Source organism: Pseudomonas sp. S2_B07, from assembly GCF_054668435.1.
In genome coordinates this window covers 5,121,185-5,136,102 of the sequence record NZ_CP162769.1, presented here as the reverse complement: position 1 = coordinate 5,136,102, position 14,918 = coordinate 5,121,185, and the positions used below count along the sequence as shown (strand labels likewise).

Below are 14,918 nucleotides of genomic sequence, written 5' to 3'. Positions count from 1 at the left end.
CCGGAGGGCCTTCGATGACTGATCTACTCACGTCCATTCAAACCGCACTCGGCTTGCCCCACACCCCAATTCCCTTCACGTCGAGCGGCGCCCTGCCCTCGGCGTTTGCCGTGACCGACCTTGCCTGCGCCAGCATTGCCGCAGCCGGGCAGGCGGTCAGCGAATTGCTGCAGCAGCACACCGGTCGCTTGCCCGGGGTTGAAGTCGACCGCCGCCTCGCGTCGTTCTGGTTCGCCACCTCGATCCGCCCCATCGGCTGGAGCGTTCCGCCGCTGTGGGACCCGATTGCCGGTGACTACGCGACGAAGGACGGCTGGATCCGCCTGCACGCCAACGCGCCCCATCACCGCGCCGCGGCTGAAAGCGTGCTCGGCACCTGCGCCGACCGCGCGGCGATGGCGAGCAACGTGGCGCAATGGGCCAGCAGTGGTCTGGAACAGGCCGTGGTCGACGCAGGAGGATGCGCCGCCGAGATGCGCACTTGGGCGCAATGGCAGCAACACCCACAAGGTATGGCCGTGAACACCGAGCCGTTGATTCAGTTCAGCGGCGACCAAGGGCAACCGGCGAAACCGTGGCAAGGTTCCGTGGCTCAGCCGCTGGCCGGGCTCAAGGTGCTGGACCTGACCCGCGTGCTGGCCGGTCCGGTCGCCAGCCGTTTTCTCGCCGGCCTCGGGGCGGATGTTTTGCGCATCGACCCACCGACCTGGAACGAACCCGGCGTGGTGCCGGAAATCACCCTGGGCAAACGCTGCGCGCGCCTGGACCTGCACAACAACGATGATCGCGCGGTGTTCGAAACGCTGCTCAAAGAGGCTGACATCCTCCTGCACGGCTACCGCGCCGATGCGCTGGAACGCATGGGTTACGGGGCTGCTGAACGCCGGAGGCTGGCACCGGGGCTGATCGATGTCAGCCTCAATGCGTACGGCTGGAGCGGACCGTGGCAGAACCGCCGTGGTTTCGACAGTTTGGTGCAGATGAGCAGCGGGATTGCCGAGGCCGGGATGCACTGGAAAAACGCGGACAAACCAACGCCGTTGCCAGTGCAGGCACTCGACCACGCGACCGGGTATTTGATGGCGGCGGCAGCAATCAGGTTGTTGGGGCGCGGGGGTTCGGCGCGGCTTTCGTTGGCGCGTACAGCAAAGTTGCTGATTGAAAATGGCCCGGGAACGGCCGAGGCATTACGAGCGGAGGATGACAACGACCAGGGGCTGGTGGTTGAGCAGACACCTTGGGGACCGGCGCATCGGCTGCATGTGCCGCTGAGAATAATCGGTACTCCGTTGCAGTGGGCACTGCCGGCAACTGAATTGGGTTCCCATCGCGCGCAGTGGGGGTGATTGCTCGCGATGAGGCCAGCAGAATCAATACAAATCCCGGATCAGCTCAATCCATTCGGCTCAGCGATGTCCAAAGCAACTGCGCCGCATACCCTCGACAAGGTCGCCACGCCTCGGCGCGCAACAGCAGTTCGCGCGCCGTCACCGGCCTTTGCTCGAGTGCCGCCAACGCCTTGATCAACCCCACATCCCCGGACGGAAACGCATCCGCCTCACGCAACTGACGCAAGGCAATGTACTGCGCCGTCCAGTCACCAATCCCGTGTAACGCCAACAACCGCGCCACACCGCCCTCCCGCCCCGGCGCAAACAACAGCGAATCATCCAGCAGCGCCTGAGCCACGCCGGACAAGGTCCGCCCTCGGCTTTTCGGCATGCCCAACCTCGCCAGATCCGCCTGCGCCAACACGACAGGCTCAGGAAAAACATGGCTCAAACCCGCCAGCGGCGAGGAAAAGGGCGCACCATACTGCGCGACCAATTTACCCGCCAACCGAATCGCCGCGCCCACGGTAATCTGCTGCCCCAGCACGGCCCGAATCGCCAGCTCCAGCCCATCCCAGGCCCCCGGCACCCGCAAGCCCGGACGCTCGGCCATCAAGCGCGCCATCAACGGGTCCCGCTTCAACTGCCGATGAATCGACGGCAAATCCGCGTCCAGATCAAACATCCGTCGCACGCGCGCCACGATCTCGGGCACCGCCGACTCCTGCGCAAAATCCAGCGTCAGCTCAAGCGCATCACCGCCCGCCGGCCCGATCGAAAACGTACCGCGAACACCGTTAAACCCGATGCTGCGCGAGTACACCCCATCGGTCACGATTTCCATACCGGCCACCGCCCGCGCCGACAAGAACTGCAACATCGCCGCCCAGTCATACGGCGGTTGATACGCCAGCAGCAACCTCATAACGACAGCAAACCGCTGTACAACCCATATGCGGCCAACCCGGCACCAATCAGGACACCGGTAAAAATGCCCTTCTCTACATGAGTGAACAACGGCTCGCCCTGCTCGTGCTTGGCCTTGGCAAACAGAATCACCCCCGGCGCATACAGCAGCGCCGACAGCAGCAGGTATTTGACCCCGCCGGCATACAGCAACCACACCGCATACCCCAGCGCGACCCCACCGATCATCAGGTCTTTGGTGCGCTCGGCACTGGCGTGTTCGTAGGTTTCGCCGCGTCCGCTCAACAATACCGCGTACGCCGCCGACCACAGGTACGGCACCAGAATCATCGAGGACGCGAGGTAGATCAGGCTGGTGTAAGTGCCGGCGGAAAACAGCGTGATCAGCAGGAAGAGCTGGATCATCACGTTGGTCAGCCACAGGGCGTTGACCGGCACATGGTTGGCGTTTTCCTTCTTCAGGAAAGCCGGCATGGTCTTGTCCTTCGCCGTGGCGAACAGGATCTCGGCACACAGCAGCGCCCATGACAGCAACGCCCCCAACAGCGAAATCGCCAGGCCGATACTGATCAGCAACGCGCCCCAAGGCCCGACGATATGTTCCAGCACCGCTGCCAGTGACGGGTTTTGCAAGTTGGCCAGTTGCGGCTGGCTCATGATCCCCAGCGACAACACGTTCACCAGCACCAGCAATGCCAGCACCCCGAGAAAGCCGATGACCGTCGCCCGGCCCACGTCCGAGCGTTTCTCCGCACGCGCCGAATACACACTGGCACCTTCAATGCCGATAAACACGAACACCGTCACCAGCATCATGTTGCGCACCTGGTCCATCACTCCGCCGAAACTCGGGTTGCTTCGGCCCCAGATGTCGCGGGTAAAGACGTCAGCCTTGAAAGCGACGGCGGCAATGACGATGAACATGATCAGCGGCACGATCTTGGCCACGGTGGTCACCTGGTTGATGAACGCCGCCTCCTTGATCCCGCGCATCACCAGAAAATGCACGGCCCACAGCAGCACCGAGGCGCAGCCAATAGCAGTCGGCGTATTGCCCTGGCCAAAGACCGGAAAGAAATAACCGAGGGTGCTGAACAGCAGCACGAAATAACCGACGTTGCCCAGCCAGGCACTGATCCAGTACCCCCACGCCGACGAGAACCCCATGTAGTCACCGAAGCCGGCCTTGGCGTAGGCGTACACCCCGGAGTCCAGTTCGGGTTTGCGATTGGCCAGGGTCTGGAAGACGAACGCCAGGGTCAGCATGCCGACAGCAGTAATGGCCCATCCGATCAGCACCGCCCCCGCGTCGGCCCGCGCTGCCATGTTCTGCGGCAACGAGAAAATCCCGCCGCCAATCATCGACCCCACCACCAGGGCGATCAGTGCGCTCAGGCGTAGCTTTTGCGTGGGTTGTGACATTCCAGCATCTCCATTTTTGTCCACAGTCGGCCAAGGGCTGTCATGGTTTTGAAACCTTCAAGGGGTTGGCTTAACTAAATAGATACAGCGTAATAACGTTTATTAGATAAAGCCATTTCGGGCGCGGTTATTTATAACCGATCACTCTATAGGCGTCATGGCAAAGAGCGAATTTGTCGATGAATCCCAATAAATCAAATCCACACTGGAAACGACTGCCAAATAGTTGCGGAAACGCCAAAACGAACTAATTTAAAGATCGCCAGCCAAGCTCTCTTATTTCGGATAGCTCTGAGCGAGCCGTCTGGAATAGGCTTCTGCGGCAATCCGTGTGTGGCCGGAGCAACATCCAAAAGTCTTTATTTAACAATGGAATGTGCCAATGCACTGATCTAAGTCAGATGTTTGAACAGCTAACAGAACTACTCTGTTGTCTCTCTTCTCCTGCACTGGAGTCATGCGATGTCTGAATCCCCCGGAAAACTGAAACTCGGCGCATTGGTTGCGCTGGTTGTTGGCTCAATGATTGGTGGCGGGATCTTTTCCTTGCCACAAAACATGGCCGCCAGTGCGGACGTTGGCGCGGTCCTGATCGGCTGGGCCATTACCGCTGTCGGCATGCTCACGCTGGCCTTCGTCTTTCAGACCCTGGCCAACCGCAAGCCTGATCTGGATGGCGGGGTGTACGCCTACGCCAAGGCCGGTTTCGGCGACTACATGGGTTTCTCTTCCGCCTGGGGGTACTGGATCAGTGCCTGGCTGGGCAACGTCGGCTACTTCGTTCTGCTGTTCAGCACCCTCGGCTACTTCTTCCCCATTTTTGGCGAGGGTAATACGGTCGCAGCCATCATCGGTGCATCGGTCCTGCTCTGGGGTGTGCATTTCCTCGTGTTGCGCGGGATCAAGGAAGCGGCGTTCATCAACCTGGTGACCACGGTCGCCAAAATCGTGCCGCTGCTGCTGTTTGTGCTGATCGCGATTTTCGCCTTCAAACTGGACATCTTCACCGCCGACATCTGGGGTTTGAAAAACCCGGACCTGGGCAGCGTGATGAACCAGGTGCGCAAAATGATGCTGGTCACCGTCTGGGTGTTCATCGGCATCGAGGGCGCGAGCATTTTCTCGGCCCGCGCAGAAAAACGCACCGACGTCGGTAAAGCCACCGTCATCGGTTTCATCACCGTGCTGCTGTTCCTGGTGCTGGTGAACGTATTGTCCCTGGGGATCATGACCCAACCGGAACTGGCCAAGCTGCAGAACCCGTCGATGGCGGCCGTGCTGGAGCATGTGGTCGGTCATTGGGGCGCGGTGCTGATCAGCGTCGGTCTGGTCATCTCGCTGCTGGGGGCCTTGCTGTCGTGGGTACTGCTGTGTGCGGAGATCATGTTCGCCGCCGCCAAGGACCACACCATGCCGGAGTTCCTGCGCAAGGAAAACGCCAACCACGTGCCGGTCAACGCCCTGTGGCTGACCAACGCAATGGTGCAGCTGTTCCTGGTCATCACCCTGTTTTCGGCCAGTACTTACCTGTCGCTGATCTACCTCGCCACTTCGATGATCCTGGTGCCCTACCTGTGGTCGGCGGCTTACGCACTGTTGCTGGCGGTACGCGGTGAGAGCTACGAAATCGACAAGGCCGATCGTTCCAAGGACCTGCTCATCGCCAGCATTGCGGTGATCTACGCCGTCTGGCTGGTCTACGCCGGCGGCACCAAATACCTGCTGCTGTCCGCCCTGCTCTATGCGCCCGGCGTGATCCTGTTCGCCAAGGCCAAGCGAGAACTGGGCAAACCTGTTTTCACCAACGTCGAGAAGCTGATTTTTGCAGCCGTGATCATAGGTGCCGTAGTGGCGGCCTATGGACTGTATTCCGGCTTCCTGACTCTGTAACACCTGAATAATTTGTCATCTGGAGGATCACTGTAATGACCACGGAAAAAGTTAAGTACGGCGTGCATTCCGAAGCCGGCAAACTGCGCAAAGTCATGGTTTGCTCCCCCGGCCTGGCCCACCAGCGGCTCACCCCGAATAACTGTGACGAGCTGCTGTTTGATGATGTGCTGTGGGTCGCCCAAGCCAAGCGTGACCACTTCGACTTCGTCACCAAGATGCGCGAACGCGGGATCGACGTTGTGGAAATGCACAACCTGTTGACCGACATCGTCGCCATCCCCGAAGCGCTGGAATGGATTCTGGAGCGCAAGGTCACCGCCGATTCGGTGGGTTTGGGCCTGATCAATGAAGTGAAATCCTGGCTGCTCAGCCTGGAGCCACGTCATATCGCCGAGTTCCTGATTGGCGGTGTCTCCGCCGATGACCTGCCGGACAGCTTCGGTGGCAAAACCATCCAGATGTTCCGCGACTTCCTCGGCCATTCCAGCTTCATTCTGCCGCCACTGCCCAACACTCAGTTCACCCGCGACACCACGTGCTGGATCTACGGTGGCGTGACCCTGAACCCGATGTACTGGCCGGCACGCCGTCAGGAAACCCTGCTGACCACCGCCATCTATAAATTCCACCCGCAGTTCACCAACGCCGAATTCGAGATCTGGTACGGCGACCCGGACCAGGATCACGGCAGCTCCACCCTTGAGGGCGGCGACGTGATGCCGATCGGCAACGGCGTGGTGCTGATCGGTATGGGCGAGCGTTCGTCGCGCCAGGCCATCGGTCAATTGGCGCTGAACCTGTTCAAACACAAAGCCGTGGAAAAAGTCATCGTCGCCGGCCTGCCAAAATCCCGCGCCGCGATGCACCTGGACACCGTGTTCAGCTTCTGTGACCGCGACCTGGTCACTATTTTCCCCGAAGTCGTGAACCAGATCGTCGCCTTCACCCTGCGTCCGGACGAAAAGAAACCGGGCGGCATCGACATCCGACGCGAAGACGGCACGTTCCTCGACACCGTGGCCAAGGCACTCAACCTGAAAGCGTTGCGGGTCGTCGAAACCGGCGGCAACAGCTTCGCCGCCGAACGCGAACAGTGGGATGACGGTAACAACGTGGTGGCCGTGGAGCCGGGCGTGGTCATCGGTTATGACCGTAACACCTACACCAACACCTTGCTGCGCAAGGCGGGTATCGAGGTCATCACCATCAGCGCCGGCGAACTGGGGCGTGGACGTGGGGGCGGCCACTGCATGACCTGCCCGATCATTCGCGACCCTATCGACTATTAATCTTTGAGCCCTGGCCGCTGCTGCCCTCTACCCGAAGGCAAGCACGGCCAGGGGGATAACCGACATCTAAGGAGATCCATCATGGCTTTTAACATTCACAACCGTAATTTGCTGAGCCTGGAACACCACACCCCTCGTGAATTGCGTTATCTGCTCGACCTGTCCCGCGACCTCAAACGCGCCAAGTACACCGGCACCGAGCAACAGCACCTCAAAGGCAACAACATCGCGCTGATCTTCGAAAAAACCTCGACCCGCACCCGTTGCGCCTTCGAAGTCGCCGCTTATGACCAGGGTGCCAACGTCACCTACATCGACCCGAACTCTTCGCAGATCGGCCATAAAGAAAGCATGAAAGACACCGCCCGCGTGCTGGGGCGCATGTACGACGCTATCGAGTACCGTGGCTTCAAGCAGGAAATCGTTGAAGAACTGGCCAAGTTTGCCGGTGTGCCCGTGTTCAACGGCCTGACCGATGAATACCACCCAACGCAAATGATCGCCGACGTGCTGACCATGCGCGAACACGCCGACAAGCCGATCCACGACATCAGCTACGTCTACCTGGGCGACGCCCGCAACAACATGGGTAACTCGCTGCTGCTGATCGGCGCCAAGCTGGGCATGGACGTGCGCATCTGCGCGCCAAAAGCCCTGTGGCCGCTGGACGATCTGGTTGAGCGTTGCCACAAATATGCCGAAGAAAGCGGCGCGCGCATCACCCTGACCGAAGACACGAAAGTCGCGGTCAAAGGCGTGGACTTCATTCACACCGACGTGTGGGTCTCGATGGGTGAACCGGTCGAAGCCTGGGCTGAACGTATCCAGCAACTGCTGCCGTATCAGGTCAACGCCGAACTGATGAAAGCCACCGGCAACCCACGCACCAAGTTCATGCACTGCCTGCCGGCCTTCCACAACAGTGATACCAAAGTCGGCAAACAGATTGCCGAGCAGTACCCGAACCTGAAGAACGGCATCGAAGTGACTGATGACGTGTTCGAGTCGCCGGCCTGCATCGCCTTCGAGCAAGCGGAAAACCGCATGCACACGATCAAGGCGATTCTGGTGTCGACCCTGGCTGACCTTTAACGGCGCACCCGGCTCCCACTGACTGGACTCAGTCAATGTGGGCGCCGGCTTTTGTGGGAGCCGGGCTTGCCCCGGGCGGCGTTCCGATGATGGCATCACCTCGTTGTGACTGATTCACCGAGGCGTCTGCATCGCTGGCAAGCCAGGCTTCCACAATGACCGCATTCGTCTTACGAGACCTCACTGTTTTCTGGAAGGACTGCATTATGCGTATCGTCGTAGCTCTGGGCGGTAACGCCCTGCTCCGCCGTGGTGAACCCATGACCGCGGACAACCAGCGCGCCAACATCCGGATCGCCACTGAACAAATCGCCAAGGTCCATGCCGGCAACCAACTGGTGATCGCTCACGGTAATGGCCCGCAGGTCGGCCTGTTGTCGCTGCAAGCCGCGGCCTACACCTCGGTGTCCCCTTACCCGCTGGACGTGCTCGGTGCCGAAACCGAAGGCATGATCGGCTACATCATTGAACAGGAACTGGGCAACCTGCTGGATTTCGAAGTGCCTTTCGCCACCCTGCTCACCCAGGTCGAAGTCGACGCCAACGACCCGGCGTTCCAGAAGCCCAGCAAACCCATCGGCCCGGTCTATACCAAGGCTGAAGCGGAGAAACTCGCCGCCGAGAAAGGCTGGGCGATTGCCCCGGACGGCGACAAGTACCGTCGCGTGGTGGCCAGCCCGAAACCGAAACGCATTTTCGAAATCCGCCCGATCAAATGGCTGCTGGAAAAAGGCAGCATCGTGATCTGCGCCGGCGGTGGCGGCATCCCGACCATGTATACCGCGCCCGGCAAACTGGAAGGCGTCGAAGCGGTGATCGATAAAGACCTGTGCTCGGCGCTACTGGCCGAACAACTCGAGGCCGATCTGCTGGTGATCGCCACCGACGTCAACGCCGCGTTTATCGACTATGGCAAGCCGACCCAGAAAGCCATCGGCCAGGCTCACCCGGATGAAATGGAAAAACTCGGCTTCGCCGCAGGCTCCATGGGACCCAAGGTTCAAGCGGCTTGCGAGTTCGCCCGTCACACTGGAAAAACCGCGGTAATCGGTTCACTCTCGGACATTGAAGCGATCGTCCAGGGCAAGGCAGGTACGCGTATCAGCACGGCGAAACCTGGCATTACTTACTTGTAAGGAGAGACGTCTATGGCAAAGTTTGAACCAGGTCACTTGCACATCGAGCGTCACGCGTTGGACAAGCACGATGTCAGCTACAACATTTGCCTCGACTATGAAGTCAGCAAGAACCCCAAAGGGGAAAAAGGCATCCAGTTCAGGATGCATGGCGACATTCAGGGCAAGAAAGTGGACGAGCCCTTCTTCCTGCGCAAGGAGGAGGCCTACAACTTTGCCAACAACGTGACGGTTATCGCCGAGAAGTACGGCATTCCAAAGACACACAGCCAGATTGGTTCGGTTCACAAGCATTACGATCTGATGTTTGAAGACATCCGGGTGCAACTGGACATGAAGTCCGGCGACCCGGTGAACCTCGAGAACTTCGAGTAACCCACACTCCCCCTGTAGGAGTGAGCCTGCTCGCGATAGCGGACTGACATTCACCATGGATGTCGACTGATACACCGCTATCGCGAGCAGGCACACTCCTACAAAGGTTCGGTGTGGGCCTGAAATCCCGCGCAGGATTTCACCATTCGCCCGCCCCAAGGCATACTTGCGCCCCTCCGCACTCCAGAACCAAATACCGCCCCATGCGTATCCACGTCAGTTTCATCGACCGCGTCGGTATCACCCAGGAAGTCCTGGCCCTGCTCGGTGGGCGCAATCTCAATCTGGATGCGGTGGAAATGGTCCCGCCCAACGTTTACATCGATGCCCCGACCCTGAGCCCGGAAGTCCTCGAAGAGCTGCGCGATGCGCTGTTCAGCGTGCGTGGCGTGCAAGCGGTGACGGTGGTCGACATCCTTCCCGGCCAGCGTCGACACCTGCAACTCGACGCATTGCTCGCGGCCATGACCGACCCGGTACTGGCTCTCGACAGTGCCGGCAAAGTGTTGCTGGCCAACCCGGCATTGATCGCGCTGTACGGGCGTGAACCGGCGGGTGAAAGCATCGCCGACTTGTTCGCCGACCCGGCGCTGCTCGACGCGTTGCTGGAACAGGGCTTTCGTTTGCCGCTGCGGGAAATCACGGTCAACGGCCAGACCTTGTTGCTGGACGCCACGCCGATCACCGACGCGGGTGCCCTGCTGACGCTGTATCAACCCAACCGCATCGGCGAACGCCTCTCGGCGCTGCACCATGATCACGCCGAAGGATTCGATGCGCTGCTCGGCGAGTCGCCGGTGATCCGCACCCTCAAGGCGCGCGCGCAACGGGTGGCGGCGCTCGATGCACCACTGCTGATTCAGGGTGAAACCGGCACCGGTAAGGAACTGGTGGCCCGGGCCTGCCACGCCATCAGCGCGCGGCACAGTTCGCCCTTTCTTGCGTTGAACTGCGCAGCATTGCCGGAGAACCTCGCCGAAAGCGAACTGTTCGGCTACGCCCCCGGTGCCTTTACCGGCGCGCAACGGGGCGGCAAACCGGGGCTGATGGAACTGGCCAACCAGGGCACGGTGTTTCTCGATGAAATCGGGGAGATGTCGCCGTACTTGCAGGCGAAACTACTGCGGTTTCTCAATGACGGCAGTTTCCGTCGGGTCGGCGGTGATCGTGAGGTGAAGGTCAATGTGCGGATCCTCAGCGCCACCCACCGCGATCTGGAAAAAATGGTCAGCGAAGGCACCTTCCGCGAAGACCTGTTTTACCGCCTCAACGTACTCAACGTTGAAGTCCCGCCGCTGCGCGAACGCGGCCAGGACATTCTGCTGCTCGCCCGCTACTTCATGCAGCAAGCCTGTGCGCAGATCCAGCGCCCGGTCTGTCGCCTGGCGCCGGGCACCTACCCGGCACTGCTGGGCAATCGCTGGCCGGGCAACGTGCGGCAATTGCAGAACGTGATTTTCCGCGCCGCGGCAATTTGCGAAAGCACGCTGGTCGACATCGGCGACCTCGACATCGCCGGCACCTCGGTGGCGCGCCAGAGCGACAGCGATGTCGACAGCCTGGAGCAGGCGATGGAAGAGTTCGAGAAAACCCTGCTGGAAAAACTCTACGTCAGCTACCCCTCGACTCGCCAACTGGCCAGCCGCCTGCAGACGTCCCACACGGCGATTGCCCATCGGTTGCGCAAGTACGGCATACCCAACAAGCCCTGAGCCTGAGGTTGAACCACAACCCACAAACACCACAAAACCCTGTGGGTGGCCCCAGAACATCTCTCCAAAAACGACCTCCATCTGTACTGAAAGCGCTACAGCGGAACGATATCGCTACACCCCTCCCTGATCACGGCTGTGCAAGGCTTTGATCCACCTCGGCTTTCTTCCCTGACCTTGTCCGTATCGATTTCGCTACAGCGGGCGAATTCCGTCGACTCGCAAAACGCCACAAACCACTGATTAATAAAGACAAAACCAACATTGGCCGTGTTCTTGCTATGTAGTCCGGCATAACAGGGCTTTTTTGCCCAAGCATTCAATAGCGTCCACCAGACGAGTCTGGCCCCCTTAGGAGTTCTCATGAGCGATTTGCGTTTTACTGAAGATCACGAATGGCTGCGCACCGAAGCTGACGGCACCGTTACTGTCGGCATCACCGCTTTCGCACAGAACGCCTTGGGCGACGTGGTTTTCGTACAACTGCCTGAGCTGCAGTCCTACGACAAAGGCGCTGAAGCCGCCACCGTGGAATCGGTAAAAGCCGCCAGCGGCGTCTACATGCCGCTCGACGGCGAGGTGCTGGAAGTCAACCCGGCACTCGACAGCAGCCCTGAACTGGTCAACGAAGATCCGCTGGGCGAAGGCTGGTTCTTCCGCTTCCAGCCAAGCGACGCCTCTGCCGTCGCCCAACTGCTGGACCAGGACGCCTACGACCGCCTGATCAAAGCCCAAGCCGAAGCCTGAGGAGCACCGACATGACCGTAAACCTGACCACCGCCAACGAATTCATCGCCCGTCACATCGGCCCGCGTGCCGGCGACGAGCAAGCCATGCTCAACAGCCTCGGCTTCGACTCGCTGGAAGCCCTGAGCGCCAGCGTTATCCCGGACAGCATCAAAGGCACCAGCGTGCTGGGCCTGGAAGACGGTTTGAGCGAAGCTGAAGCCCTCGCTTCGATCAAAGCCATCGCCGGCAAGAACCAACTGTTCAAGACCTACATTGGCCAGGGCTACTACGGCACCCACACGCCATCGCCGATCCTGCGCAACCTGCTGGAAAATCCGGCCTGGTACACCGCCTACACCCCGTACCAGCCAGAAATTTCCCAGGGCCGACTCGAAGCGCTGTTGAACTTCCAGACCCTGATCAGCGACCTGACCGGCCTGCCGATTGCCAACGCCTCCTTGCTCGACGAAGCCACCGCCGCTGCCGAAGCCATGACCTTCTGCAAACGCCTGAGCAAGAACAAGGGCAGCCACGCCTTCTTCGCTTCCGTGCATTGCCACCCGCAAACCCTCGACGTACTGCGCACCCGTGCCGAGCCGTTGGGCATTGATGTGGTGGTCGGCGACGAACTCGAACTGACCGACGTGACGCCGTTCTTCGGCGCTCTTCTGCAATACCCGGCCAGCAACGGTGACGTGTTTGATTACCGCGAACTGACCGAACGCTTCCACGCCGCCAACGCACTGGTGGCTGTGGCCGCTGACCTGCTGGCCCTGACCGTGCTGACCCCGCCAGGCGAATTCGGTGCCGACGTGGCCATCGGTAGCGCCCAGCGTTTCGGTGTTCCGCTGGGCTTCGGTGGCCCGCACGCGGCGTACTTCTCCACTAAAGACGCGTTCAAGCGCGACATGCCGGGCCGTCTGGTCGGTGTCTCCGTGGACCGTTTTGGCAAGCCGGCCCTGCGCCTGGCCATGCAAACCCGCGAGCAACACATCCGTCGCGAGAAAGCCACGAGCAACATCTGCACCGCTCAAGTGCTGCTAGCCAACATCGCCAGCATGTACGCCGTGTACCACGGTCCGAAAGGCCTGACCCAGATCGCCAACCGCGTGCATCACCTGACCGCCATTCTGGCCAAAGGCTTGAACGCACTGGGCCTGACCGTCGAACAAGCCAGCTTCTTCGACACCCTGACCCTGGCCACCGGCGCGCAAACCGCCGCGCTGCACGACAAGGCTCACGCCCGGCAGATCAACCTGCGCGTCATCGACGCTCAGCGTCTGGGCCTGTCGGTGGACGAAACCACCACCCAGGCTGACATCGAAACCCTGTGGGCTCTGTTCGCCGACGGCAAGACCCTGCCGGACTTCGCTGCGCTGGCCGCCTCGGTACAAAGCACCCTTCCAGCTGCGCTGGTGCGTCAATCGCCGATCCTCAGCCACCCGGTGTTTAACCGTTATCACTCGGAAACCGAGCTGATGCGCTACCTGCGCAAGCTCGCCGACAAGGACCTGGCGCTGGACCGCACCATGATCCCGCTGGGTTCTTGCACCATGAAACTCAACGCTGCCAGCGAGATGATCCCGGTGACCTGGGCTGAATTCGGTGCCCTGCACCCGTTCGCCCCGGCCGAGCAAAGCGCCGGCTACCAGCAACTGACCGACGAACTGGAAGCGATGCTGTGCGCCGCGACCGGTTACGACTCGATCTCGCTGCAACCGAACGCCGGTTCGCAAGGTGAATACGCCGGTCTGCTGGCCATCCGCGCCTATCACCAGAGCCGTGGCGAAGATCGTCGCGACATCTGCCTGATCCCGTCGTCCGCCCACGGCACCAACCCGGCCACCGCCAACATGGCTGGCATGCGTGTGGTCGTGACCGCTTGCGATGCACGCGGCAACGTCGACATCGAAGACCTGCGCGCCAAAGCCATCGAGCACCGCGAACACCTTGCGGCGCTGATGATCACTTACCCGTCGACCCACGGCGTGTTCGAAGAAGGCATCCGCGAAATCTGCGGCATCATTCATGACAACGGCGGCCAGGTGTACATCGACGGCGCCAACATGAACGCGATGGTCGGCCTCTGCGCACCGGGCAAGTTCGGCGGCGACGTGTCGCACCTGAACCTGCACAAAACCTTCTGCATTCCACACGGCGGCGGCGGCCCGGGCGTCGGCCCGATCGGCGTGAAATCGCACCTGACTCCGTTCCTGCCGGGCCACGCCCAGATGGCACGCAAGGAAGGCGCGGTCTGCGCAGCACCGTTCGGCAGCGCGAGCATTCTGCCGATCACCTGGATGTACATTCGGATGATGGGCGGCGCCGGCCTGAAACGCGCTTCGCAGCTGGCGATCCTCAATGCCAACTACATCTCCCGTCGCCTCGAAGAGCATTACCCGGTTCTGTACACCGGCAGCAACGGCCTGGTGGCGCACGAATGCATCCTCGACCTGCGTCCGCTGAAAGACAGCAGCGGTATCAGCGTTGATGACGTCGCCAAGCGCCTGATCGACTTCGGCTTCCACGCCCCGACCATGTCGTTCCCGGTCGCCGGCACGCTGATGATCGAGCCGACCGAAAGCGAATCCAAGGAAGAACTGGACCGTTTCTGCGACGCCATGATCCGCATCCGCGAAGAAATCCGCGCGGTGGAAAACGGCACGCTGGACAAGGAAGACAACCCGCTGAAGAACGCTCCGCACACCGCGGCAGAGATCGTTGGCGAGTGGACGCATCCGTACAGCCGTGAGCAAGCGGTGTACCCGGTGGCCTCCCTGATCGAAGGCAAATACTGGCCACCGGTCGGTCGCGTCGACAATGTGTTTGGCGATCGCAACCTGGTGTGCGCCTGCCCGTCGATCGAAAGCTACGCTTAAGAAAATCAGCGTCTAGCGGCCAGCCTCGGGCTGCAAGGAAGAGCCGATCGGCTTTAACTTGCAGCTTGTTGCTTGTTGCTTGCCGCTGAGTGCTCGCGCTTGCGCGCGCCTATAACAAGAAACCGGAGAACAA

At 60.7% G+C, this 14,918-nt stretch carries 11 protein-coding genes; 9 read left to right on the top strand and 2 right to left on the bottom strand.

Features of this window, described 5'->3' with window-relative positions; all coding sequences use genetic code 11:
• The first annotated feature begins 14 nt into the window (after positions 1-14).
• Entirely contained in the window at positions 15-1,346 is a 1,332-nt protein-coding gene (locus AB4N43_RS23655) for a CoA transferase (RefSeq protein WP_460152000.1), read from the top strand.
• A gap of 46 nt (positions 1,347-1,392) precedes the next feature.
• Here the strand turns inward: AB4N43_RS23655 and AB4N43_RS23650 are convergent, their stop codons facing one another.
• Both AB4N43_RS23650 and arcD (AB4N43_RS23645) read right to left on the bottom strand, forming a co-directional pair.
• The gene (locus tag AB4N43_RS23650; protein ID WP_460151999.1) at positions 1,393-2,256 is read right to left on the bottom strand and encodes a DNA-3-methyladenine glycosylase family protein; all 864 of its coding nucleotides are present in this window, start codon (positions 2,254-2,256) and stop codon (positions 1,393-1,395) included.
• Positions 2,253-3,680 (bottom strand): arginine-ornithine antiporter, encoded by a 1,428-nt coding sequence (gene arcD / locus AB4N43_RS23645; protein ID WP_059182267.1) that lies wholly within the window; start codon positions 3,678-3,680, stop codon positions 2,253-2,255. Before arcD (AB4N43_RS23645) ends, AB4N43_RS23650 begins: the two co-directional genes overlap by 4 nt.
• Before the next feature lie 462 nt (positions 3,681-4,142).
• On the opposite strand from arcD (AB4N43_RS23645), the gene arcD (AB4N43_RS23640) reads away from it, so the two are divergent.
• From arcD (AB4N43_RS23640) to gcvP, 8 genes are all read left to right on the top strand, one after another.
• Positions 4,143-5,570 (top strand): arginine-ornithine antiporter, encoded by a 1,428-nt coding sequence (gene arcD, locus AB4N43_RS23640; RefSeq protein ID WP_460151998.1) that lies wholly within the window; start codon positions 4,143-4,145, stop codon positions 5,568-5,570.
• A gap of 35 nt (positions 5,571-5,605) precedes the next feature.
• Positions 5,606-6,862 carry an arginine deiminase gene (gene arcA, locus AB4N43_RS23635; RefSeq protein ID WP_027922956.1) on the top strand — a complete coding sequence of 419 codons (1,257 nt, stop codon included), beginning with the start codon at positions 5,606-5,608 and terminating at the stop codon, positions 6,860-6,862.
• Positions 6,863-6,943: 81 nt separating this feature from the next.
• A complete protein-coding gene (locus tag AB4N43_RS23630) occupies positions 6,944-7,954 on the top strand; it encodes an ornithine carbamoyltransferase (RefSeq protein ID WP_027922955.1) in 1,011 nt (336 codons plus the stop codon).
• 206 nt (positions 7,955-8,160) lie between these two features.
• Positions 8,161-9,090, top strand: coding sequence for a carbamate kinase (gene arcC / locus AB4N43_RS23625; RefSeq protein WP_027922954.1), 930 nt, complete (start codon positions 8,161-8,163; stop codon positions 9,088-9,090).
• A gap of 12 nt (positions 9,091-9,102) precedes the next feature.
• Complete coding sequence (locus AB4N43_RS23620; RefSeq protein ID WP_460151997.1) at positions 9,103-9,465, top strand: DUF5064 family protein; 363 nt, start codon at positions 9,103-9,105, stop codon at positions 9,463-9,465.
• Between the two features lie 203 nt (positions 9,466-9,668).
• A complete protein-coding gene (locus tag AB4N43_RS23615) occupies positions 9,669-11,177 on the top strand; it encodes a sigma-54-dependent transcriptional regulator (RefSeq protein WP_027922952.1) in 1,509 nt (502 codons plus the stop codon).
• A 363-nt stretch (positions 11,178-11,540) separates the two neighbouring features.
• Complete coding sequence (gene gcvH / locus AB4N43_RS23610; RefSeq protein WP_027922951.1) at positions 11,541-11,924, top strand: glycine cleavage system protein GcvH; 384 nt, start codon at positions 11,541-11,543, stop codon at positions 11,922-11,924.
• A gap of 11 nt (positions 11,925-11,935) precedes the next feature.
• Positions 11,936-14,785, top strand: coding sequence for an aminomethyl-transferring glycine dehydrogenase (gene gcvP, locus AB4N43_RS23605; RefSeq protein ID WP_194940545.1), 2,850 nt, complete (start codon positions 11,936-11,938; stop codon positions 14,783-14,785).
• Positions 14,786-14,918 lie beyond the last annotated feature (133 nt).

What these genes read in the sequence shown, in the direction of transcription:
- arcD (WP_059182267.1), bottom strand. Translation starts at nt 3,680, where the DNA reads ATGTCACAACCCACGCAAAAGCTACGCCTGAGCGCACTGATCGCCCTG.
- AB4N43_RS23615 (WP_027922952.1), top strand. Translation starts at nt 9,669, where the DNA reads ATGCGTATCCACGTCAGTTTCATCGACCGCGTCGGTATCACCCAGGAA.
- arcD (WP_460151998.1), top strand. Translation starts at nt 4,143, where the DNA reads ATGTCTGAATCCCCCGGAAAACTGAAACTCGGCGCATTGGTTGCGCTG.
- gcvP (WP_194940545.1), top strand. Translation starts at nt 11,936, where the DNA reads ATGACCGTAAACCTGACCACCGCCAACGAATTCATCGCCCGTCACATC.
- arcA (WP_027922956.1), top strand. Translation starts at nt 5,606, where the DNA reads ATGACCACGGAAAAAGTTAAGTACGGCGTGCATTCCGAAGCCGGCAAA.
- AB4N43_RS23650 (WP_460151999.1), bottom strand. Translation starts at nt 2,256, where the DNA reads ATGAGGTTGCTGCTGGCGTATCAACCGCCGTATGACTGGGCGGCGATG.
- gcvH (WP_027922951.1), top strand. Translation starts at nt 11,541, where the DNA reads ATGAGCGATTTGCGTTTTACTGAAGATCACGAATGGCTGCGCACCGAA.
- AB4N43_RS23620 (WP_460151997.1), top strand. Translation starts at nt 9,103, where the DNA reads ATGGCAAAGTTTGAACCAGGTCACTTGCACATCGAGCGTCACGCGTTG.
- AB4N43_RS23655 (WP_460152000.1), top strand. Translation starts at nt 15, where the DNA reads ATGACTGATCTACTCACGTCCATTCAAACCGCACTCGGCTTGCCCCAC.
- AB4N43_RS23630 (WP_027922955.1), top strand. Translation starts at nt 6,944, where the DNA reads ATGGCTTTTAACATTCACAACCGTAATTTGCTGAGCCTGGAACACCAC.
- arcC (WP_027922954.1), top strand. Translation starts at nt 8,161, where the DNA reads ATGCGTATCGTCGTAGCTCTGGGCGGTAACGCCCTGCTCCGCCGTGGT.